Raw genomic sequence first — 21550 nt, forward strand, 5'->3', positions numbered from 1 at the left:
GTACTGGCGCTACAGGCAGTGGAACTGGCTCAGGTACTGGCGCTACAGGCAGTGGAACTGGCTCAGGTACTGGCGCTACAGGCAGTGGAACTGGCTCAAGTACTGGCGCTACAGGCAGTGGAACTGGCTCAGGTACTGGCGCTACAGGCAGTGGAACTGGCTCAGGTACTGGCGCTACAGGCAGTGGAACTGGCTCAGGTACTGGCGCTACAGGCAGTGGAACTGGCTCAAGTACTGGCGCTACAGGCAGTGGAACTACAGGCACTGATTCCACAGGCAGTGGAACTACAGGTAGTGGAACTACAGGCACTGATTCCACAGGCAGTGGAACTACAGGTAGTGGAAGTACAGGCACTGATTCCACGGGCAGTGGAACTACAGGTAGTGGAATTACAGGCACTGATTCCACAGGTACTGGAACTACAGGTACTGATTCCACAGGCACTGGAACTACAGATACTAATAGAAATACAGGTATCACAACTTCCGAAAGAACTAGCGATCGCGGTTTCGATTGGGGTTGGCTAGGTTTGCTTGGTTTAGCTGGTTTAGCAGGTCTGCCTCGTAATCGCGAAAAAGTCCGGGCTTATAGCGATCCTGATGAAGTAACACGTTCTCCTCGCTCTAAATAATATTCACAACACTCTAGGAGGCGTACAGCCCTCGTTTGTGCCAACTTCAATTTCTACTAACAAAAAAGCTTTTGGGGTTGGCCTATATTTGGGTAGGCGATTGTAATGGAGTCCAAATCCTCTCTTCTTGCTACTTAGATTTTTTATGCTGTTCTCAATCAGTTATGTACTGAGGTTGTAGTTGCACTTCCTGTACCAAAACTATATGTAGTACGATAAATATTAGCAGGCTCTAAAGATACCTTTGCTATACTCGTATCCGAAGCAATGGCTGAGTATCACTCAGGAAAAACACAAGAGTTAGATATTATTAATTCATAATTAAAGATACTGTACAGCAATACACACGCTCATCAAAAATTTACAAAGAAGGGTGTAGGGTGTAGAAAAGAAAAAAGAAAAAACTTTAGTTCTGAGTCTTTGCTCAGTTTAAAAAAAAGAATTGTATCGAGACGCGTAGCGCTCTTCCACAAAGCGCGGAGGCGGAGTGTCTCCGCCTCCGCTCATTGTTTCAATCTCACGTTTTTAAACGTGGAGACCTGCAACCCTACCCCCTATACCCTACACCCTCTGAATTAAATGGAAATCAGGGAATAAAACCTGTAACAAACTATACTAAATTGTGGGTAAAAAAACGTTAACTTAATAAAACCGATAAATGTAATTCAGGCTACATAAAAATGCGCCTAGAGCAGTTGCAAGCCTTTCTAGCGATCGCCCAAACCGGCAGCTTTCAACAAGCAGCGCGAAAATGTGGTGTTACCCAATCAACAATTAGTCGCCAAATCCAGGCATTAGAAGCAGATTTGGGAGTAGAACTGTTTCACAGAACCAGTCATGCAAAATTGACACTCTTAGGTGAATGTTTACTACCCCGTGTCCGCAAAATTTGCCAAGAATGGCAGACAGCTACAGAAGAATTAGCTGATTTAATCGCCGGAAAGCAGCCAGAACTTTGCATTGCTGTGATTCACTCCCTCTGCGGATCTTATCTACCACCAGTCTTGCAAAAATTTTGTGATGATTATCCAGATGTACAATTGCGGGTGACTTCATTGGGAAGCGATCGCGCCCTGAAAGTCCTCAAAGATGGATTGGTGGATTTAGCAATTGTGATGAATAATCGCTTTTTAACCACTGGTAGAGAAATGGTGGTAGAAGTACTTTATGATGAACCTATAGAAGTTCTAACCGCAGCCAATCATCCATTAGCCCAATATGAATGCGTTCCTTGGTCGGAGCTAATTCGTTATCCTCAAGTGGTTTTTAAAGATGGTTATGGGATGCAGCGCTTAATACAAGATAGATTTGAGCGACTAGAAGCTAAACTCCAAGCGGCTTTAGAGGTAAACACCCTAGATGCCTTCCGGGGGGTTGTGCGTCAAGGACAACTAATAGCTTTGCTACCTCAATCAGCATTAATGGAAGCACGTCTTGACCCTACTCTGGTGATTCGCTCCTTAGCCAGCAATAGTACTAGTGGTTTAGCAGATGGTTCTAGTTTGACTCGTCGGGTAGTAATGGTAACAACTCAAGACCGTCTGCAAATTCCCCCCATCAAGCACTTTTGGCAACTCGTGCGCGAAAATATCCCATTACAAATTGATCAGCAGCGATCGGCTTCTTAAGCCTCAATCCCAACTCTTGGAGACGCTACGCGAACGGGGAATTCAAAATTTAAAATTCTTGCATTCAAATCCCCATAAATAAATTTATTTGCTCTGAAAACTTGGACTTAGAGTGCTTTGTGCAAACGCTAGCGGCCCAATTGTTTCTATGTTGTCCATAAATCAATTTAGTTGCTCTGTATCCTTTCCTCCTTCGGTCATTAGTTATTAGTCATTGGTCATTAGTCATTTTTAGAAAGGACAATGGACAAATAACAAAGGACAAAGGACAAATGAGCAATGTATTTCGGGAATTCCTGCAAAAAGTAGGTAGCGGAAACCATACAGCCGAGAATTTAACTCGCGCCCAAGCAGCCACCGCTACTAAAATGATGCTGCTGGGTGAAGCTACACCAGCCCAAATCGGAGCGTTTTTGATTGCTCATCGAATCAAGCGTCCTACGGGGGAAGAGTTAGCGGGAATGTTGGATGCTTATCAGGAACTAGGGCCAAAACTGCAACCAATCGGCTCTGGGCGACCAGCGATCACTCTTGGCATCCCCTATGATGGTAGAACACGCACAGCACCAATCAGTCCCGTCACAGCTTTACTACTCGCCGCAGTTGGACAACCAATGTTGATGCACGGTGGCGATCGCCTACCAACTAAGTATGGCTTACCCCTAATAGATATTTGGCAGGGTTTAGGAGTCGATTGGACTAGGCTACCACTACCAAAAACCCAGCAAGTATTTGAGCAAACGGGAATCGGCTTTATTTATCTTCCTCAGCATTTTCCCTTAACTAACAGTATTTGGGAGTACCGCGACCAACTCGGCAAACGTCCGCCCTTGGCGACAATGGAGCTAATTTGGTGTCCTTATGCTGGAGATGCTCACGTCATTGCTGGGTTTGTTCATCCGCCGACAGAAGGGATGTTTCACATAGCTCTGGGGCTGCGGGGAGTAACAAAATTTACATTAGTCAAAGGATTGGAAGGTAGTTGCGACTTACCGCGCGATCGCACTGCGATCATCAGCTTATCTTCATCCGTAGCATCCCAAGAGGTAGAACGATTACACCTCGTACCGCGTGATTACGGCTTTACTACCAAGAACGTACCCCTTGGAACAACTGAAGAACTGCTGGCGGATATTCAAGATGTTTTAGCAGGTAAACCAGGTGAACTCATGCAAACAGCCTTGTGGAATGGCGGATTTTACTTATGGCGGAGTGGTATTTGTCCAGATATGTCAGAGGGTTTAGCGAAAGCAGAAGAATTATTAACCAATGGTGTGGTAGCAGCTAAACTGCAAGAACTCAGCCAGTCAGTAAATTCACAGTCAACATAATTCGTAATTAATTACGAATTACGAATTACGAATTACGAATTATTTACTCAGCGACTGCTCCAAGATAGATTTTTCTTGCAACCAGTCCTTACCAACTTGGATACTGATATCCGAGCCAAGGTTGCCAGTACTTTCCACACGCACTTCTCCAAATCCCAAAGTGTTACGAACTGATTCGGCAGTCTCATTATCTCCTTGTTGGGCGACAATGTGAGTTACCTCTAAAGGTTCACCCCATGCTTTGGCCAGATAGATGTTGCGATATCCAGATTTTTCTAAGGCTCTAATTAATGGTTGCAGGTTAGAGTGATCGCCACCTGTACTATCTTGAATTGCTACACGTAAAGAGCGGGGGTCAGCCGTAGTCGCCAGCTGTTCCTGTTCTGATTCCAAACCAAAGTGTTGAGCCATTAGTTTCGCAATACCCTTTTTGTTGGGCAACCAATAGCTAGCATCAAACTCGCTTTTCTCGCTAAAGCGACCTGGCAGCATTAACATTTGCATATTAGAGCGATTTGTCCGCACCCCAAAACCCATTAGCGCCACTAACTCCTCAACCGTCAAATTGGTATCGATGTGGTCTTTCACTACATCCAGAACTTTAGGTAATTGAGCAACAGTAGCTGGGTTCAGTGTTTGATCCATCAAAGCACGCATAACCATTTGTTGGCGCTGAATCCGACCAATATCACCGAGTTCGTCATGGCGAAAACGCAGCAATTGCAGTGTCTGATCGCCGTTGAGATGCTGCTTACCCGCCTTCAAATTGATGTACAAATGCTGAGAATCATCTTGGTACTTCATATTTTTGGGGACGTAGACTGTCACGCCACCCAAAACATCGATCAGCTTGGCAACTCCCAGAACATTAATTCGGACATAGCGATCAATTCCCGCCCCACCCAAAAGATTACTGACGGTTTTGGCAGTCAAAGCTGGCCCACCGTCAACATTGGCAGCATTAATTTTTTTTACCCCATACCCCTCTATTTCTGTGCGGGTATCTCTGGGAATGGAGAGCATAATTATTTTTTTCGTCTCTGGATCAAATTTGAGCAAGAGCATCACATCGGAAAGACCATCAAAGGAGTTTATCTCGGGCTGGTATCTGAGGTTTTTGGTTTCTGGGGGAGGGTTTTGGATATCCGGGGGAAGTACGCTCATTCCCAAAACCAACAGATTCACCGGGCGAGTTAATTCGGAAAATCGCAGCACACCTCCAGAAATGCGATCGCCATCAAAGACTGCCTCATCCTTTGGACTTAGCTGGGCTTGTTGCAAAGGCGTACTGGTCAAAGACACCGCCAAAAGCGCCCCTGCTGTTGCTGACACCATTGCAATACCACTCATACCTACCCAAAACCACAGCCAACGTCCTGATTTCGAGTTCTGGGAAATTTTGTTATTGGACTTTGAGGCTTTTCCCGACTGGTTTTCTGCCGCCGAACTTCTTTGAATGGTCACAGACTTCCTCACACTTACTGACTAATCAAATCCGGTAAATTTGCAGACTAAAAACATCCTGGCAAATCAACCTATAATAGCTAACTCTTAATTATTAGTGCTAACTTTTTTATAGTGTTAACCACAACACTTATAGCAGCATTTATCTTTATTTTGGGGCAATCTGGAGATGTTTTACTGAAGTATGGCAATAATAAACTGGATTTGACTAGATATTATAGATAAATCAACCGCATTTTTGAGGAAATAAGTAAAAATACTGGCAAATTATCACCCGCAAAAATTAAGATAAATACTTGCCCAGCACTCGTTCTGCTAAAGTACTAAACCCTGGTAAACGCCCAGATTTGCCCTGCATCAGTCGCAAAATCAACCAGACACTCACTAAAAAGTAACCTGATGTGAGAAAGCTATTGAGGATAAATAGACGTAGTGTCAAAAAATCTGAAGTTGCTGCTCCACTAGCTAATAATAGATATCCCAACAGCCAAATAAGCGCCAAAGTGATAGACAGACGACTAATAGCAAGTTGTTCCCGACTACCCTGGCCCCGATAGAGAGTCCACAAGGACGGAAAAAAGCCGATGATCGGAATCAAATATAAAAGCAACTGTGTTTTGGGGATTGGGGATTGGGCATTGGGCATTGGGCATTGGGCATTATTATTCTCCCCCTGCTCCCCTGCACAAGCGCTCCTCTGCTCCCGACTCCCCACTCCCGACTCCCCATTCTCTTTCGATTTAAAATTCTCCATTAGGGTTAGTCTAACTCCTAAACTAGAAGGATGAATCAGATTCATATAGTTAGAGATAATAAGCTGTAAAGAAAGATTTAATTTAGTTCTATCCCGCAATCAGCTCAAAATGCAGACACGCAAGCTACTCGACTGGTGGCAAACATTCACACCAATAGCGCGAATCGGGGCGATCGCGCTATTCGCTCCGCTACTAGTTCTCAATGGTTGGGCACTTTCGGTATTTTTTGATTATTTCCATTCTCTCATAGTGATTTTAGTCGCAGCCTCAGTGCTAGCATTTCTGCTCAACTACCCCGTGAGCTGGATGGAGCATCATGGTGCTAGGCGAGAGCAAGTTGCTATCCTAGTATTTCTCTTGGCTTTATCGATTTTATTGGCGTTGGGTGTTACACTTTTTCCCCTAGCCCTTACCCAAGCTCAACAACTGGTGGCTCGTTTGCCAGAGTTGATCGACTCTGGACGTGCTCAGTTAATGATATTGAACGAAAAAGCTGAGACTTTTAGCTTACCAATTAACCTTGATGCTCTGGTAGTGCAAATCAACGATCGCGTCAAAGGACAATTGCAAGCGATCGCTGGACAAGTTTTAAATCTGGCTGTGATCACAGTCACTAGTTTGCTAGATATTCTCTTGACGATAGTTTTGACTTTCTATCTTTTACAGCATGGAGGTGAACTCTGGCAAAGTTTAGTGGAATGGCTACCTGCTAAATTTCGAGATCCTTTCTCCAAAACAGTCCGCCTCAGCTTCCAAAATTTCTTCATCACCCAACTGATTTTATCTACCTGTATGGCTTCAGCCCTCATTCCTACCTTTTTGTGGCTGAAAGTACCATTTGGGTTGCTATTCGGTCTAACTATTGGTCTGATGGCTCTCGTCCCCTTTGGCGGTTCTGTGGGCATCGCCCTGACTACAATATTGGTGGCTTTGCAAGATTTCTCAATGGGTGTGAGAGTGTTGATAGCAGCAGTAATTGTCCAGCAAATTCTCGAAAACTTAATTGCCCCCCGAATTTTAGGCAGCTTTACTGGTTTAAATCCAGTTTGGATTTTAATTTCGGTGTTGACAGGGGCAAGAATTGGCGGACTGTTGGGTGTAATTGTGGCAGTACCCACAGCTGTTGTGATTAAGACTGCTTTAAGCGCCCTGCGTCCTGGTAGCCAGACAAACGACAGCATCACTGGGGAGATAACTGCACCGGTTGCAGCAAATGAATCCCCAAAAACTGACGCTAAAAACACATTGAGTATTTCTGAAGCGACATTACCCTAGTGGTCTGTCAAATTCATTTTGACGGTTAGAGAGACGCGATAAATCGCCGTCTCTACAGAAAATTTATTCGTCAATTAGTTCTTGACAGACTACTAGAATTAAATTCAAAATGAAGAAATTTGTCATTTTTTACAAACTAGTCGGTAAGCGTAAAGCTCAGTCACAAAGCGTGCTGAAATATAAGCGACTCGTGCGGTAATAAAGGCATTGAATCTTTCCCAACCGTTAGTTTTTTTTACGCCAACTATGCTAGTATAAGATAGGAGGTAAGAAAGATGCTTGTTTTTGAGTTTAAAGCTTATGGGAAATCAGCCCAGTTAACAGCAATAGATGAGGCAATTCGGACTGCAAAGTTCATTCGTAATAGCTGTATTCGGCTATGGATGGACGTTAAAGGTACAGGTAAGAACGACTTGCAGAAATATTGTGCTGTACTGGCAGCTAATTTTCCCTTCGCTAACGAACTCAACTCAATGGCTCGACAAGCTTCTGCTGAACGAGCATGGTCTTCTATCTCTCGATTTTACGAGAACTGTAAAAAGGGTATTTCTGGTAAGAAAGGATATCCTCAATTCCAGAAAGATTGCCGCTCTGTTGAGTACAAAACATCGGGATGGAAGCTTGCAGATAATCGTAAATCTATAAACTTCAGTGATAAAAACGGGATTGGACGGTTAAAACTCAAAGGTACTCGTGACCTGGGCTTCTACCAAATCAACCAAATTAAACGGGTAAGATTAGTAAAACGAGCTTCGGGCGTGTACGTTCAATTTTGCATTGATGTAGACCGTTCCGAAGACATAGAGCCAACTGGTAATACAATCGGATTAGATGTTGGGCTGAAGGAATACTACACCGATTCTGATGGTGTTGTGGTCGAGAATCCTAAGTTTCTTCGCAAGGGTGAAAAGCTTCTCAAGCATTCCCAACGTCGTGTTTCCAGAAGGGTAAAAGGTTCAAAAAATAGAGGCAAGGCTAAGACTTTTTTAGGAAAATGCCACCTCAAAATAAGTAGGCAACGTAAAGACCATGCAATAAAACTTGCACGGTGCGTAGTTCAGTCTAACGACTTGATAGCCTACGAAGATTTGAGGATTAAGAACATGGTGAAAAATCATTGTTTAGCTAAGTCAATAAACGACGCATCTTGGTATCAGTTCCGTGTTTGGGTTGAGTACTTTGGAAAAGTATTTAAACGAGTCACGATTGCAGTAAATCCGCAATATACGAGTCAAGAATGCTCTAGCTGTGGTGAAATTGTCAAGAAGACTCTATCTACTAGGACACACGTATGTTTATGTGGATGTGTGATGGATAGAGACGAAAACGCGGCTAGAAACATCCTTAGTCGAGGATTGGGTACGGTAGGGCATACCGGAACCTTTGCGCTAGACGCAAGCAACGCTTTAGGAGATGCGACCACTGCTCATGTTGGAGAAATCCTGTCTGAGTAAGTCATGTCTTTGATTAAAGAATCTCAGTGGCTTCAGCCCTGAGAGTGTCAATGCGGATCAATGATGGAACCCATAAACAAAACGCTTCCCGTCTGATTATCCCTAATGGCACAGAAGAAGGGACGGTCAACAATCATTTTGAATGGTGGCTCTATAGGAAAAGCTACTGATGTCACTGTTACTCCCACTGAAGTAACCGCAGCTGCTTCCGTGCCTTCTTCGTTCACTTCCACAAAAGTTTTATGCTTAACTTCGCTGATGAAAAGATTTTTACCGATGCCGGAAAAATTGGCTTTGCTGCTGAAAGCCTCTGCCATGCCTAAAGTTTTTAAGGCATCATTGAGTTTAATATCATACTCTGTTTGAAAGCGGGGTAAGCGAATAAACCCTTCTCGTTTGCTGAACTGAGTCATCCAATTTTCCCAGTTTTCAACATTCAAGTTTTGATAGAAGGCTTTGAGGTTAGAGTTCTGTTTAGGCAGGAATATATAAAAACTGAATTTCCCATCTTTACCATAAGGTAAACTAACTGCCTGAAATTGTTTGCTTTCATAGTATCTATAGTTACCGTCCTGTGACATCATCGGGTGTTGTTTTTGCTTACCAGATGTGATGTAAAAGGGGTATTGAGCGGTTTGACTTTTGTCAAATTTTTGAGTCCATTTTCCTTTAAAATATATGGCATTAATCAGAAATAACACATCGTTGGGTTGGATATTTTCAACTATCTTAGTGATTTTGCCGTTAGTATTTTCTTTGACCCAGTTATTGATAATATTAGGTGCGGCGGCATCTTGAAAGTTTAAATTGCTAACCTTGGCTTTATAGAAATACTGTACTCTCTGGAGGAAGTCTGGCGCAATGCTAACATTTTGATTTGCCCAAAGTGAGTTAGCAATATTCAGTTGCACTTTTGCATCAGGATTGTCTACAAGCTGCTTTAATGCCGCCGCGTAAGAAGAGTTGATTTCTGGTAGATTTATTCCCTGTAATTCCAGGGTTTTTGCGATCGCTACTTGAGTTGTGCCGCTAGCGCCGTTGTAGGTCATAGCCAGAGCGATCGCCACACTCGAAGGTGAGATAAAAACATTCTTCCCACCCTGAGCATTTTTCAGAACTTCTGAAAACAGTTTGAAGCCAAACTTATTGCTAGACTCAACGATTTTTACATCAGTCTTGAGTGTTTTTTTTTGCAATGGAGTTTCTGGCTTGGGTAAACTCGATTGGGCAAGGGCGCTTTTATTACTATCGACTTGAGAATACCCTAATACACTGAATAAAACAACACTTGCAGCTGCCAGAGCATAACGTCTGCCCAGACTAACACCATAGCGTCTCTGCATGAAATTTTCTCTCACACTACTATATTTCTGCGGATTCATTATACCACCTCACTTGTCAAAGATTCCCGATCTGTGATCATGGTTGACGCAGATACTGTGTCAATGATTAACTATTGCATTTGCTCCAATAGAAAAATAGGACTGTTACAGTTTCGGTAACAGCAAGTTAGTAGTTCAGAGAAATTAAACACAACTTGTGAGAGTTGCTAATTCGTAATTGAGGCGGCTACGCAGACGAGTTATGAAAATTTTGATTTCTAGGAGTTTTCCTAATAAACGTATTTTGACACTCCCCAGCCTGAAGGCATGGGGATTCTTGGTTCACTGATACACCTTTAAACTGCCTATCCTTTCGGCATTACTTAAACCAAAAACCCGTTCAATTGAACCAAGTTTCGAGCCTAATTTAGACAACCCCAGAGGGCTTATCTCCCCAAGCTATAGAGGATTTCTCCCCTTGTTTCCGTGTGCCCCACGGTACGCTTAATTAACAAGTTTTTGACTTTTCTGGTATGGGTGCGGGTTGGCTACCCTAGCTATGTTTATCGTGGTTTTCGCCGCCCACTAACCATTATTTCCTAGCGAGTCGTTTTGGGGTTGGTTATCCATTTGTGCTAGCGGTTATTCTACCTGTGATATTGTTTTATTATACCAATCACCGGAAACTTTCAAAACAAATTTAGAGAATTAAAGCCGTCCTTCTAGGACGGGGCTTTTACCCAAATTTTCGGTAAGCTACGCGATCGCACAATAACCACTTCTGTTGTATTTTTATAGATATAGCGGTTGTAAACAAACAAAGTCCAACTCCGCGATCGCAGCATATCAAAGCCGCTATGCACACATTTGACAAGAGAACTCCATCATTGGGCTACATCTTGGCACTGGACTTAGGTACCACAGGCAACCGCGCCTTTGTGTTTAACGCAGACGGTAAGATTGTTGGGCAAGCATACAAAGAACTAACTCAGCATTATCCTCAGCCCGGATGGTTAGAACATGACCCTGAACAAATCTGGCAAGATACCTGTTGGGTGATGCAAACCGCAATTGGGAATGCCCAGATTCCGCCATCAGCGATCGCCGCCTTGGGACTAACTGTGCAGCGTGAAACCTGTTTGATTTGGGACAAAACTACTGGTAAACCACTCCATAGAGCGATCGTCTGGCAAGATCGCCGCACTGCTCCCCTTTGCCATCAGCTACAACAGCAAGGCTACGCTCAAGATATCTACGATCGCACTGGCTTAATTATAGATGCCTACTTTTCTGCTACCAAGCTCAGATGGCTATTAGACAATTTTACTGATATTGATCTGAACAATGTCTTGGCAGGAACCATTGATACCTGGGTGCTGTGGAACCTCACGGGTAGAAAAGTCCATGCTACCGACCACAGCAACGCCAGCCGGACAATGTTGATGAATCTCAACACCTGTGAGTGGGATGAGATTTTATTGGATCTGTTTCAAATTCCGGCTCATATTTTGCCCCAGATTCAGCCTAGTTTAGGAGTATTTGGAGTTACTGATGCTACTTTGTTGGGTGCTGAAATTCCGATCGCTGCCATCTTGGGAGATCAGCAAGCAGCTCTATTTGGTCATGGCTGCGATCGCCCCGGTTTGATCAAATGTACTTACGGTACTGGTAGCTTTTTGGTAGCTCACACAGGTAATCAAATTGTGCGATCGCCGCATCAACTAATTTCGACAGTGGCATGGACTGAAGCGAATTCAAGGGGGACTTTAGATGTCGGCTATGCTCTTGAAGGCAGTATGTTTACTAGTGGTGCTTGTATCCAATGGTTACGCGATCGCCTGAAGTTGATTAAAACTGCTGCTGAAACTGAAGCGATGGCCAATCAGGTAAAAGATAATGGCGGAGTCTACTTTGTGCCTGCATTTAGTGGATTGGGTGCCCCCTACTGGGATATGAGCGCTAGGGGAGCCTTTTTCGGCATTACCGCCAGTGTACAACCAGAGCATCTAGTTCGCGCCGTGTTGGAAGCGATCGCTTATCAAGTTATGGAGGTGGTGCAAGCGATAAATGCATCTAACAGTACTCCAGTTGGGCGATTAACTGTAGATGGTGGCGCTTGCGAGAATAATTTCCTAATGCAGTTCCAGGCTGATGTGTTAGGTATTCCAGTTGAACGTCCAATAATGCGCGATACGACCGTTCAGGGTGCAGCATTTGCAGCAGGTTTAGCTGTAGGATTTTGGCAGAGCTATGAAGCACTGGTGCAGCAACGGCAAATTGAGCGTGTGTTTGAGCCGGAGAAGAATTTCCCATTGTTCAATTTTGCGACTTGGCAAAAGGCAGTGAAACGCACTCTCGCTTGGGAGGAGTAGCCCTTCACCAAAAACGAGTTGAAGCGAAAATTCTTAGCATGAAAGAGGCTGTACGGCTGTAGTGTAGGTACGTCACTAGATTATCCTCTTCCTCCTATCGAAACAATTCTGAGCTTTTTGGTATGGATGGTGAAAGCAGGCTAATTTGATTTAAAAATTGATCATTTAGAATAACTCCTACTTTTTCCACTTTCAAATAGTCAGTAAGCGTGACTATCTGAAAGTGGAAAAATCTACGTTCTACTATTTATTTTGTACGTAGGTAGTCTTTGAATTATGGTATAAATTTAAACACAGTTCCTTGTCCAGAAGCGCCACCAGTAGAGGCGGTACCGTAAAATGCACCATTAGCAAGTTGAATTAGCGTGGACTGCGGAGTTGCCCCATTCGTGCCATTAAAACTAAATAACAAAGTGATGGTTCCTCCAGTCAACCGATAGATGGCTCCTTTATTATTTGCACCACCTGTAGAAGTTGTACCATAGAAGTTACCATCACTTCCTTTTGTGAGTGCAGCTGTGGGGTTAGCTCCATTGGTGCCATTAAAACTGGCAACTAAAACCGGTGTACCACCACCGAGCGGAAGCTTGAATATAGCTCCTTTATTACTGGCTCCACCCAGAGAAGTCGTGCCATAGATAAATCCACCAGATTCAATTAATCCAGACTGGGGACTTTGCCCATTAGCTCCACTAAAGCTATATGAAGTTATCAGTCCTGCGGGAGTTAACTTGAATGCCACACCTTTATTACTTGCTCCACCGGCTGAGGTTGTGCCATAGTAGTTTCCGTTACTAGCTAATTGCAACCTTGCTAATGGAGTTGCTCCATTAGTACCGTTGAAGTTAACTACGATAGTCGGGACACCACCAGTTAGCGGAATCTTGAATATAGTTCCTTTACTGTTGACCCCACCGGCAGAAGTTATCCCCCATAAGCTGCCATCGCTACCTGAAATCAATCGACCTGCTGGTTTGGCTCCATTAGTGCCATTGAAATTCCAAAGATTTGTCAGGGTTGTAAAAGTTGTTTTTTGCAACTTAAACAACGTACCGGAGTTATTTGTACCACCTATAAAAGTTGCACCATATAGATTGCCATCACTTGCCTGGAATAATCTCGCAACTGGATTAGTTCCATTGGTTCCAGTGAAGTTAACTAGTGTGGTCAGAGTACTAAAAGTAGTACCACTTAATTTGAATGCTGTTCCTTTACTTTGCGAACCACCTGCGGAAGTAGTTCCATAAAGATTGCCATCGCTCCCTGGAAGCACGCCTGCACTTGGGGCTGCTCCATTAGTACCGTTGAAATTTACAACGGTCGTTAATGTTCCTGCAAAAGCTTGTTGCAAGGGCAATACTAATGGAGACGCTAACACAGCCAGGGAAGTTAAAATCAATACTCTATTCTTGTTTTGACGTTGTTTGCACAGATTCATCTTGTTCACTTAACTCCTACAAAAATTTGCTCCGGCACGAACCCGAAATAAATCGAAGAATCTACCCTTCTGGTGACAAAACGCACTCGCCTTCGGAAACTGCTCCGCAGAACATAGTTTCGCTTTGAGCCTAGTCGGTTAGTCGTTTTAATAAGGCTCTTCGATTTATTTTTATGAATCTCCCTGAGACTGGTATAGCGATTCTCATATGGATGCAATACGTTATGGGGCGCAAGACTTTGCACTCCTCAACATATATGTATTCCATACAATTGAAAACAGCTATAATAGCTTGACATAACGAATTTTGTAGTAGCTGCTTTTGTGATATCAGGTACTATAAATTCGTTATTTAAGCTAGTTTTTAGTGAGAACTCACCAGGAATTTTGGTATAGTCTTGGTCAGAAAGAATTCAGAAATCCTCTGGCTGCCTACACCGAAATGCCTGTATTCACACTTAGGTTAATTACTGAAAGTTAGATCATTTATGACCTCGGTAAATAGAATAACATACTCATTATTTTTTAGATGTCGTGAGCAACACAAAAAAAATTAATTAAACTTTTACATCTGCGATGGGAAGCCGATTTGATTTTTGAAAAAAACTCTTGTAGGGTGGGCATCTTGCCCGCCCTTAGCCAAAGGCGGGCAAGATGCCCACCCCACAATAAGTAGTTGAGTATTTTTTTTGTCAGTCCCTGATCAGAGATCAAGTAAGTATTAATCAGTCAAAATATCACTCACATATAAGAAACACATGACTACTAAACCGAAGATTTTCATTGATGGAGAATCAGGAACCACAGGCTTACAAATTTACTCACGCCTCAACCAACGCGATGACATCGAGTTAGTTAGCATTGATGCATCTAAACGTAAGGATGCAACTGAGCGAGCTAAACTAATCAATGCCGTCGATGTTGTCATTCTCTGCCTGCCTGATGACGCCGCCCGCGAAGCTGTTAGTTTAGTCAGTAGTAGTACGGTTAAGATCCTTGATGCTAGTAGTGCCCATCGCACATCTAAAGGCTGGGTATATGGCTTCCCTGAACTAAATCCAGGACAGCGAGAGAAAATCGCTAGCGCCCAGTTTGTCAGCAATCCAGGCTGTTATCCTACAGGATTTTTAGCTTGTATCCGTCCGTTGATTGCCAAGGGACTTCTGAAGAGTAACTTTCCCATCACTGTTAATGCAGTTTCAGGTTACTCTGGTGGCGGCAAGAATCTGATCAAACAGTATCATAGCTTCCATGAACAGCAAGCTGGGGGAGAGTCGCTCTACCCTTATGGCATCTATGGTTTACAGTTTGGGCATAAGCACGTTAAGGAAATGCATTACTTTTCGGGGTTAGCATCACCGCCTCTGTTCGTACCGGCAGTGGGAGATTTTGAGCAGGGGATGCTGGTGCAGGTGCCTTTGCCGCTAGGGGTTTTGGATAATCCTCCATCGGGTGAGATGATTTATCAAGCGATCGCTAACTACTACCAAACTGAAAAATTCGTCCAGGTTGCTCCATTCCAAGATTCTACTCTGCTGCGAGACGGAATATTTCTGGATGCGATTGCAATCAACGGCACGAATATTGTTCAGGTTTTTGTATTCGCCAATGACACCACCAAAGAAGTGTTGCTAGTTGCTCGTCTGGACAACTTGGGTAAGGGCGCATCGGGAGCCGCAATCCAAAACCTAAACATCATGCTGGGTTTTCCAGAAGAGTTGGGATTGTGTTGAAGAAGAATCCAGGAGTCAGAATTCAGGAGTCATACCATTTCACACAAACCCTGATACATATAGATTTCTCGTAGGGCCACCTTATGCCATTGGTGTCAACTTAAGCAAAAAGTCAGCATAAGATGTAATCTGAGAACATCGGAATTGATGTTCTTAGTGATACATCATGAGTAGAAAACGTCCAGCGCGAACAGGAAACCCAGATTTGCGGCAGCAAAAGCATGTACCAGCGCCGCCAATTGCGAAATAATATACTGATCAGAACTAATAATACCCCACAAGAATTGCAGTATTTCGTTGCTACTTTCTTTTTTGTTGCGATGTCTACGATGGTAACTGAGCCCTTCGACAAGCTCAGGGTAACACTTGCCGAAGTGCGGACTACGCCTACATTGATGTATGTTAAATTGTGAATCAGCATTCAACATTTATGGATGTAACCCGCCGATGAACGCCGATAGTAAACCAGATTATACAATTTTAGAACTTCAAGAACTTAATGTTAATTATGGCGGTATCCAAGCTCTGAAAAAGATTAATTTAATCATTCAAAAAGGCGAGGTAGTTACTCTAATTGGTGCTAATGGTGCTGGGAAAACTACTACACTCCGCGCCATATCTAAAATAGTTAATCCTAAAAGTGGCGTGATTATCTATAATGGACATCATATTACCCGCCGCCAACCTCACGAGGTTGTAAAACTTGGTATCGCCCATTGTCCTGAAGGACGCAGAGTATTAGCACGGCAAACAGTGTTTGATAACTTACTTTTGGGTGCTTATATTCGCTCCAATCAAGCCGAGGTAAAAGCAGATATTCAGCGCCAATTTGAGCTATTTCCCCGCTTGTCACAAAGACGCAATCAGCTAGCAGGAACCCTCAGTGGTGGAGAACAACAAATGTTAGCGATCGCTCGGGCTGTAATGAGTAAACCACAACTATTACTTTTAGATGAGCCTAGCTTAGGTTTAGCACCTGCGATCGTCCGGGAAATCTTCTCTATTATTGAAAATCTCCGTGCTACAGGCGTGACTATTCTGTTAGTTGAACAAAACGCTAATCTGGCGCTACAAATTGCCGATCGCGGTTATGTTTTAGAAGCTGGTTCTATAACTTTAACAGGTGCAGCATCAGAATTAATTAGTGATGAGCGAGTGAAAAAAGCTTATTTAGGGTAATGATTATCGTGGAGTAATAATCCAATAAATTTCTTATGAACTGGATCAGTATCGATGAAATAAAACGTGACTTTTTAGGCTACATTCAGCGTGTTGAAGCTGGGGAAACTCTTGTAATTATACGTGGTGGAAAGCCAGTTGCTGAAATTAAGCTGACCTTACTATCGTGACCATCGATGATGCAATTCGTGCTTACACAGTTAAAATTTTAAAGGATACATGATTTATTGTTGTATATGAAAACTTAGGAAGTCCAAGCAGATGGTAAAATTACCAACTAAACCCCTAACTTTAGAAGAGTTTTTGAAAATACCAGAAACAAAGCCTAGCTCAGAATACATCAACGGTCAAATTATTCAAAAACCAATGCCACAGGGAAAACATAGTATTCTTCAGGGTGAACTAGTCAGTAATATCAATTCTGTAGCGAAACCTCAAAGAATTGCCCTTGCATTTCCAGAGTTGCGCTGTACATTTGGCGGACGTTCAATTGTCCCTGATGTAGCTGTATTTGCTTGGGAACGAATTCCCTTAGATGAAGGTGGAGATGTGGCGAATGTTTTTCACACCTATCCAGACTGGACAATTGAGATTCTTTCGCCTGATCAAAGCCAGACTAAAGTAACCGGAAATATCTTACATTGTCTAAAACATGGTAGTCGTTTAGGTTGGTTAATTGATCCAGGCGATCGCTCTATTTTAGTTTATCCACCAAAGCAGCAACCAGAACTTTTACAAGAATCACAAGAAATATTTATTACCAGTTGCCGATTTAGTTAGCGGCTTTCAATTAACTGTAGGGCAACTATTTGGATGGTTGAAGTTGTAGAAACATAGAATAATGGGTTTTCAACTTAAAGATGTCATTCCTTGGGGACGTTCGATGGAAGAATACGTTAAGATGTTTGACTTAACTCCTGAAGAACTAAAGTTAACTATACTCGATTGCGCTGGTGGACCTGCTAGTTTCAATGCGGAAATGACTGCTCAAGGATACAAAATTGTTTCTTGCGATCCGATTTATCAATTCACAGCAGATGAAATTAGTAACCGCATTGAAGATATTTATCAAACAGTTATAGATGGTGTTAAAGCCAACCGAGAAGATTATGTTTGGCAGAATATCCAGTCGCCTGAACAGATGGGTCAAATTCGCATGGCGGCGATGCAAAAATTTGTGGCAGATTTACTTTTAGGAATTAATGAAAGGCGTTATATAACAGATAAATTACCTGTCTTGCCTTTTGAAACACATCAGTTTGATTTAGCTTTGTGTTCCCACTTATTATTTACTTATTCCGATCAGCTTTCAGAAGAATTTCATCTGGCATCAGTTTTGGAGATGTGCCGAGTTGCCAAAGAGGTACGCATTTTTCCACTCTTAAAAATATCCGGTGAAGCATCTCCTCACCTGAAGCCAGTTATCAGTGAACTACAACAACGCCATTATTCAGTGGAAATCAAGCAAGTGCCTTACGAATTTCAGAAAAATAGCAACCAAATCTTGCGTATCAATTCAATGTAAAATTTAAATTTTGTGTCTGCTAATACTTGGGAATTTCTGATTGAAGCTGATTTAGAGAATTTTGTCTGGCTCTAGGTTTACACCCATGAGCAACCCTGTAGCCCTACCTGATGTTGCATCCAAACCAGAACTATTATAACTAATTTATACTAATAAGTTTTCCAAATCAGTTATATTATTAAAAATTATTACGATTTTTGTCATAATAAATATATTAATATTTATAGCCCTCCTTGCAGATATCTATATTTGTTTAGCGGCGAATTCTATTCACCGGAATAATTAAACCCATGAGTCAAATAGTCTGGATAGCAAGACACGCTAACCGCATCGACTTCGTAAACCCTGATTGGTTTCTCACCGCCGAACGACGCTACGATCCATCCTTGTCTGACGATGGTATGGTGCAGGCACAACAGTTAGCTAAACGATTGAAAAGAGAAAATATTGGCCATATTTTTGCTTCTCCCTTCCTGCGAACCGTACAAACGGCAAACGCAGTTGCAGAAGTTCTGAATTTGCCGATCAAATTGGAAACAGGTTTGAGTGAATGGCTAAATCCAGCTTGGATGACAGAAGAACCCGAAAGACTCTCAACTCCAGCATTAGCGCAGCTATTCCCCAGAATTGATACCAGCTATACTTCGCGCATCGCCGCCAAATATCCTGAAACTCACGAAAAAGTGCGAGAACGTTCTGGGCAAACTGCTAGATGTTTAGCTACTGAGTTCTTGCCAGAGGATATCCTGCTAGTAGCACATGGCGCATCTGTGTTGGGGGCAGCAATGGGGCTAGTGGGGGAAATTGCCAAAACAGAAGTTAAAGCTTCTTTATGTTCCTTGGTAAAAGTGGTACGCCAAGACCCAAAATGGTTATTAGAACTAACGGGAGATACTTCCCATTTAACCCACATAGAAGAAGTTATTCGATTTGCTTAAACCTCTGATAGAGATTTGCGTTCATGGCTTCTGCTACGTTGGGTATATCCTACAAAAAAAGTAATTAATTCACGAATAAGTTCTATGACTTTTTTACTAGCAGGAGATATCGGCGGTACGAAAACTATTCTGCGATTGGTTGAAACATCAGACTCACCAAGTTTACATACTATTTATCAGGAAAGTTTCCACAGTGGCGATTTTCCCGATTTAGTACCAATTGTGCAGGAGTTTTTGGTTAATGCTAATGCACCAATACCACAAAAAGCTTGTTTTGCGATCGCAGGGCCTGTTGTCAAAAATACAGCCAAGCTGACCAATTTGGCTTGGTTCCTGGATACCGAACGTCTAGAACAAGAATTGGGTATTCCGCACGTTTCTTTGATTAACGACTTCGCCGCCGTTGGCTATGGCATTTTAGGTTTAGAAAAAGACGACTTGCTGACGTTGCAAGTTGGCAACTTTGCAGACGATGCCCCGATTGGAATTATTGGTGCTGGTACTGGCTTAGGGCAAGGATTTTTAATTAAACAGGGAAACTACTATCAAGTCTTTCCCTCAGAAGGTGGACACACTGATTTTGCTCCCCGGAACGAGTTAGAGTTTCAGTTATTGAAATACCTGCTGGATAAACATGATATCCAGCGCGTTTCTGTGGAACGCGTAGTTTCTGGAATGGGAATTGTGGCAATTTACCAATTTTTGCGCGATCGCAAATTTCCCACCGAATCCCCAGACATTGCCCAAATCGTCAGAACTTGGGAACAAGAAGCGGGACAGGAAGAGAAAAGTGTTGATCCCGGTGCTGTGATTGGTACAGCTGCACTACAAAAACGCGATCGCCTCTGTGAACAAACTTTGCAATTATTTATAGACGCTTACGGTGCAGAAGCCGGGAATCTTGCCCTGAAACTCCTACCTTACGGTGGCTTATACATCGCTGGTGGAATTGCGCCCAAAATCCTGCCGTTAATCCAAAACAGTGGTTTCTTATTAAATTTCACCCAAAAAGGTAGGATGCGCCCCCTGCTCGAAGATATTCCCGTGTATATTATCCTCAACTCGCAAGTGGGGCTAATTGGTGCTGCTTTATGTGCTGTTAGGTTATAACAGCTAGCATCATCAGTGAGATCAGCATCTCGAAAAGTCAAAAATATGACAGTTAAAAGTCTGTTGCCATTAATCGCCGCCACCTTTGTCTGTGGTGGATGTGTTCTGGTGGAAGCGCGTCAACCCAAACCTCCAAAGGCTGTTGTCAAACCAACCATTTCTCAACCCGTGCAGCCAAAATGGAAGTTATTCACCGCTCCAGATGGGCGCTTTACTATTTTGATGCCGGGAAGCCCCAACAGAAATACCCAATCCCAAAAAACTTACATGGGGGAAATTAACTTAAAAATATTTGTCGCTCAACCACCAAAACAGCAAGTAGCATATGTAGTTGCTTACAATGATTTTCCTTATAGTTACGGTCAAATGGCTGACCCCCAAGCTGTACTTAATAATGCCCGGGATATGGCTCTTAAGACTACGAAAAGTCATTTAATTAGTCAACGAAATATTCGTAGTTCCAATAATCATCCTGGCAAAGAAATTGAGTACATCAATTCTGGAGGGAAAATCACTAAAAGTAGAATGTATGTTGCTGAAGGAAGATTATATCAAGTAATGGCAATAACTACAAAAAAACAGCAGAAGACATTAGCTAAAACCATTACGGGGTATTTAAATTCCTTCCATGTAGTTTTGAAAAAGTGAATTGAAGAAGAATGCAGAATTCAGAATTAGGATTGCTATAGCAGTCCTAATTCATTTGTGAAAATTTCTGTTGATTCCTCTCTCTGCGCTCTCTGTCTTGAAAAGTTCAGATGCCTGCGGCGGGCTGCACCAACGTCCGAAGTTGCCACAACGCTCTTAACCCGCGCAAGGCACTTCTCTTCGGAAGCCGGCGCTCCGACTTTTCGCTGCGCCTGGAGCGGTTCGTTAAAACAGTAATTTTCACAACTCAGATAGGATTGCTATATACAGTAGAATTCAGAATTAAGGAGCGGAGCCGGAGACGCTCCGCCGAGGCGTCAGAATTCAGAAGTAAAACAGGCTTTATACCTGGGTTTGAGACGAATCGTTGTGTACTTCACTTTCCTTGAAATCTGCTGTATACAAGGGACTGACAAATAAAAAAACATCCCAAATTCTCTTGTGGGATGGGTGTCCTCACCCGTCCGATATTCAGTTGATTTTGGCAGCAGCCTCATACCAAATTGCTACCGGAGTGTGAGTGAAAGCTTCTACAACCATCAGCATTTTTCCTGCCAACACCGCACCTGTTTTTTCTTGCAGTTGTCGGAAGTGTTTTTTCATCGGTTCGAGTGTTGAGGCATCCCCAATCCAGATAGCGGTAAATCTTTGTGCTACTGATGACCAAGCTGTGGCTAATTCTCTTGCGCTCCTTTTCACTGCCAGACGCTCTATCACTTGCACGGAATTTCTTCGCAAATAGTGTA

19 protein-coding genes and 2 pseudogenes are annotated in these 21550 nt (G+C 43.0%); 15 read left to right on the top strand and 6 right to left on the bottom strand.

All coding sequences use genetic code 11. The annotated features are described in order from the left end of the window. From V7L05_RS34565 to V7L05_RS00015, 4 genes and pseudogenes are all read left to right on the top strand, one after another. Positions 1-632, top strand: a 632-nt coding sequence (locus V7L05_RS34565) for a WGxxGxxG family protein (RefSeq protein ID WP_442937817.1), incomplete at its 5' end; no start/stop codon positions are given. 50 nt (positions 633-682) lie between these two features. Next, positions 683-830: pseudogene (locus V7L05_RS34570) on the top strand (IS4 family transposase); the annotation flags it as partial. A 482-nt stretch (positions 831-1312) separates the two neighbouring features. Continuing rightward, complete coding sequence (locus V7L05_RS00010) at positions 1313-2260, top strand: LysR family transcriptional regulator (protein ID WP_335160624.1); 948 nt, start codon at positions 1313-1315, stop codon at positions 2258-2260. A 272-nt stretch (positions 2261-2532) separates the two neighbouring features. Beyond that, positions 2533-3591, top strand: a complete 1059-nt coding sequence (locus tag V7L05_RS00015; protein ID WP_335160626.1) for an anthranilate phosphoribosyltransferase family protein — start codon at positions 2533-2535, stop codon at positions 3589-3591. 39 nt (positions 3592-3630) lie between these two features. Here the strand turns inward: V7L05_RS00015 and V7L05_RS00020 are convergent, their stop codons facing one another. Both V7L05_RS00020 and V7L05_RS00025 read right to left on the bottom strand, forming a co-directional pair. Next, positions 3631-5055, bottom strand: a complete 1425-nt coding sequence (locus tag V7L05_RS00020) for an LCP family protein (protein ID WP_335160628.1) — start codon at positions 5053-5055, stop codon at positions 3631-3633. A gap of 283 nt (positions 5056-5338) precedes the next feature. Then, complete coding sequence (locus V7L05_RS00025) at positions 5339-5701, bottom strand: hypothetical protein (protein WP_335160898.1); 363 nt, start codon at positions 5699-5701, stop codon at positions 5339-5341. Positions 5702-5918: 217 nt separating this feature from the next. On the opposite strand from V7L05_RS00025, the gene V7L05_RS00030 reads away from it, so the two are divergent. Next, positions 5919-7085, top strand: a complete 1167-nt coding sequence (locus V7L05_RS00030) for an AI-2E family transporter (protein WP_335160630.1) — start codon at positions 5919-5921, stop codon at positions 7083-7085. A gap of 275 nt (positions 7086-7360) precedes the next feature. Continuing rightward, positions 7361-8539 carry an RNA-guided endonuclease InsQ/TnpB family protein gene (locus V7L05_RS00035; protein ID WP_335160632.1) on the top strand — a complete coding sequence of 393 codons (1179 nt, stop codon included), beginning with the start codon at positions 7361-7363 and terminating at the stop codon, positions 8537-8539. A gap of 47 nt (positions 8540-8586) precedes the next feature. Here the strand turns inward: V7L05_RS00035 and V7L05_RS00040 are convergent, their stop codons facing one another. Together V7L05_RS00040 and V7L05_RS00045 are read right to left on the bottom strand one after the other, a co-directional pair. Then, positions 8587-9921, bottom strand: a complete 1335-nt coding sequence (locus V7L05_RS00040) for a serpin family protein (protein WP_335160634.1) — start codon at positions 9919-9921, stop codon at positions 8587-8589. Between the two features lie 662 nt (positions 9922-10583). Further along, positions 10584-10724: a hypothetical protein gene (locus V7L05_RS00045; RefSeq protein WP_335160636.1), complete on the bottom strand. Its 141-nt coding sequence runs from the start codon at positions 10722-10724 to the stop codon at positions 10584-10586. Here V7L05_RS00045 and glpK point away from each other — a divergent pair. Then, complete coding sequence (gene glpK, locus V7L05_RS00050; protein ID WP_335160638.1) at positions 10719-12233, top strand: glycerol kinase GlpK; 1515 nt, start codon at positions 10719-10721, stop codon at positions 12231-12233. The genes V7L05_RS00045 and glpK overlap by 6 nt on opposite strands. 274 nt (positions 12234-12507) lie before the next feature. Here glpK and V7L05_RS00055 read toward each other — a convergent pair whose 3' ends face one another. Continuing rightward, positions 12508-13671, bottom strand: a complete 1164-nt coding sequence (locus V7L05_RS00055) for a choice-of-anchor tandem repeat GloVer-containing protein (protein WP_335160640.1) — start codon at positions 13669-13671, stop codon at positions 12508-12510. A gap of 758 nt (positions 13672-14429) precedes the next feature. Here V7L05_RS00055 and argC point away from each other — a divergent pair. The 8 genes and pseudogenes from argC to V7L05_RS00095 all read left to right on the top strand — a co-directional run bounded on the left by argC (position 14430) and on the right by V7L05_RS00095 (position 20804). Beyond that, entirely contained in the window at positions 14430-15404 is a 975-nt protein-coding gene (argC, locus tag V7L05_RS00060) for an N-acetyl-gamma-glutamyl-phosphate reductase (RefSeq protein ID WP_335160642.1), read from the top strand. Between the two features lie 447 nt (positions 15405-15851). Then, entirely contained in the window at positions 15852-16583 is a 732-nt protein-coding gene (locus tag V7L05_RS00065) for an ABC transporter ATP-binding protein (protein WP_335160900.1), read from the top strand. Between the two features lie 35 nt (positions 16584-16618). Further along, positions 16619-16753: a type II toxin-antitoxin system Phd/YefM family antitoxin gene (locus V7L05_RS00070; RefSeq protein WP_335160644.1), complete on the top strand. Its 135-nt coding sequence runs from the start codon at positions 16619-16621 to the stop codon at positions 16751-16753. A 91-nt stretch (positions 16754-16844) separates the two neighbouring features. Further along, positions 16845-17412: pseudogene (locus V7L05_RS00075) on the top strand (Uma2 family endonuclease). Positions 17413-17424: 12 nt separating this feature from the next. After that, the gene (locus V7L05_RS00080) at positions 17425-18108 is read left to right on the top strand and encodes an SAM-dependent methyltransferase (protein ID WP_335160646.1); all 684 of its coding nucleotides are present in this window, start codon (positions 17425-17427) and stop codon (positions 18106-18108) included. Between the two features lie 290 nt (positions 18109-18398). Then, complete coding sequence (locus V7L05_RS00085; RefSeq protein WP_335160648.1) at positions 18399-19046, top strand: histidine phosphatase family protein; 648 nt, start codon at positions 18399-18401, stop codon at positions 19044-19046. Between the two features lie 84 nt (positions 19047-19130). Continuing rightward, positions 19131-20156, top strand: coding sequence for a glucokinase (locus V7L05_RS00090; RefSeq protein WP_335160650.1), 1026 nt, complete (start codon positions 19131-19133; stop codon positions 20154-20156). 45 nt (positions 20157-20201) lie between these two features. Continuing rightward, positions 20202-20804 (top strand): hypothetical protein, encoded by a 603-nt coding sequence (locus V7L05_RS00095; protein WP_335160652.1) that lies wholly within the window; start codon positions 20202-20204, stop codon positions 20802-20804. Positions 20805-21275: 471 nt separating this feature from the next. Here V7L05_RS00095 and V7L05_RS00100 read toward each other — a convergent pair whose 3' ends face one another. Then, positions 21276-21527, bottom strand: a complete 252-nt coding sequence (locus tag V7L05_RS00100) for a hypothetical protein (RefSeq protein WP_335160654.1) — start codon at positions 21525-21527, stop codon at positions 21276-21278. Between the last annotated feature and the right edge of the window lie 23 nt (positions 21528-21550).

The organism is Nostoc sp. (assembly GCF_036917755.1).
GTDB lineage: Bacteria > Cyanobacteriota > Cyanobacteriia > Cyanobacteriales > Nostocaceae > Nostoc.

Bases quoted from the DNA above. Each gene is read 5' to 3' on its own strand.
- V7L05_RS00010 (WP_335160624.1), top strand. From the start codon at position 1,313: ATGCGCCTAGAGCAGTTGCAAGCCTTTCTAGCGATCGCCCAAACCGGC.
- V7L05_RS00015 (WP_335160626.1), top strand. From the start codon at position 2,533: ATGAGCAATGTATTTCGGGAATTCCTGCAAAAAGTAGGTAGCGGAAAC.
- V7L05_RS00025 (WP_335160898.1), bottom strand. From the start codon at position 5,701: ATGCCCAATGCCCAATCCCCAATCCCCAAAACACAGTTGCTTTTATAT.
- V7L05_RS00030 (WP_335160630.1), top strand. From the start codon at position 5,919: ATGCAGACACGCAAGCTACTCGACTGGTGGCAAACATTCACACCAATA.
- V7L05_RS00035 (WP_335160632.1), top strand. From the start codon at position 7,361: ATGCTTGTTTTTGAGTTTAAAGCTTATGGGAAATCAGCCCAGTTAACA.
- V7L05_RS00040 (WP_335160634.1), bottom strand. From the start codon at position 9,921: ATGAATCCGCAGAAATATAGTAGTGTGAGAGAAAATTTCATGCAGAGA.
- glpK (WP_335160638.1), top strand. From the start codon at position 10,719: ATGCACACATTTGACAAGAGAACTCCATCATTGGGCTACATCTTGGCA.
- V7L05_RS00055 (WP_335160640.1), bottom strand. From the start codon at position 13,671: ATGAATCTGTGCAAACAACGTCAAAACAAGAATAGAGTATTGATTTTA.
- argC (WP_335160642.1), top strand. From the start codon at position 14,430: ATGACTACTAAACCGAAGATTTTCATTGATGGAGAATCAGGAACCACA.
- V7L05_RS00065 (WP_335160900.1), top strand. From the start codon at position 15,852: ATGAACGCCGATAGTAAACCAGATTATACAATTTTAGAACTTCAAGAA.
- V7L05_RS00070 (WP_335160644.1), top strand. From the start codon at position 16,619: ATGAACTGGATCAGTATCGATGAAATAAAACGTGACTTTTTAGGCTAC.
- V7L05_RS00080 (WP_335160646.1), top strand. From the start codon at position 17,425: ATGGGTTTTCAACTTAAAGATGTCATTCCTTGGGGACGTTCGATGGAA.
- V7L05_RS00085 (WP_335160648.1), top strand. From the start codon at position 18,399: ATGAGTCAAATAGTCTGGATAGCAAGACACGCTAACCGCATCGACTTC.
- V7L05_RS00090 (WP_335160650.1), top strand. From the start codon at position 19,131: ATGACTTTTTTACTAGCAGGAGATATCGGCGGTACGAAAACTATTCTG.
- V7L05_RS00095 (WP_335160652.1), top strand. From the start codon at position 20,202: ATGACAGTTAAAAGTCTGTTGCCATTAATCGCCGCCACCTTTGTCTGT.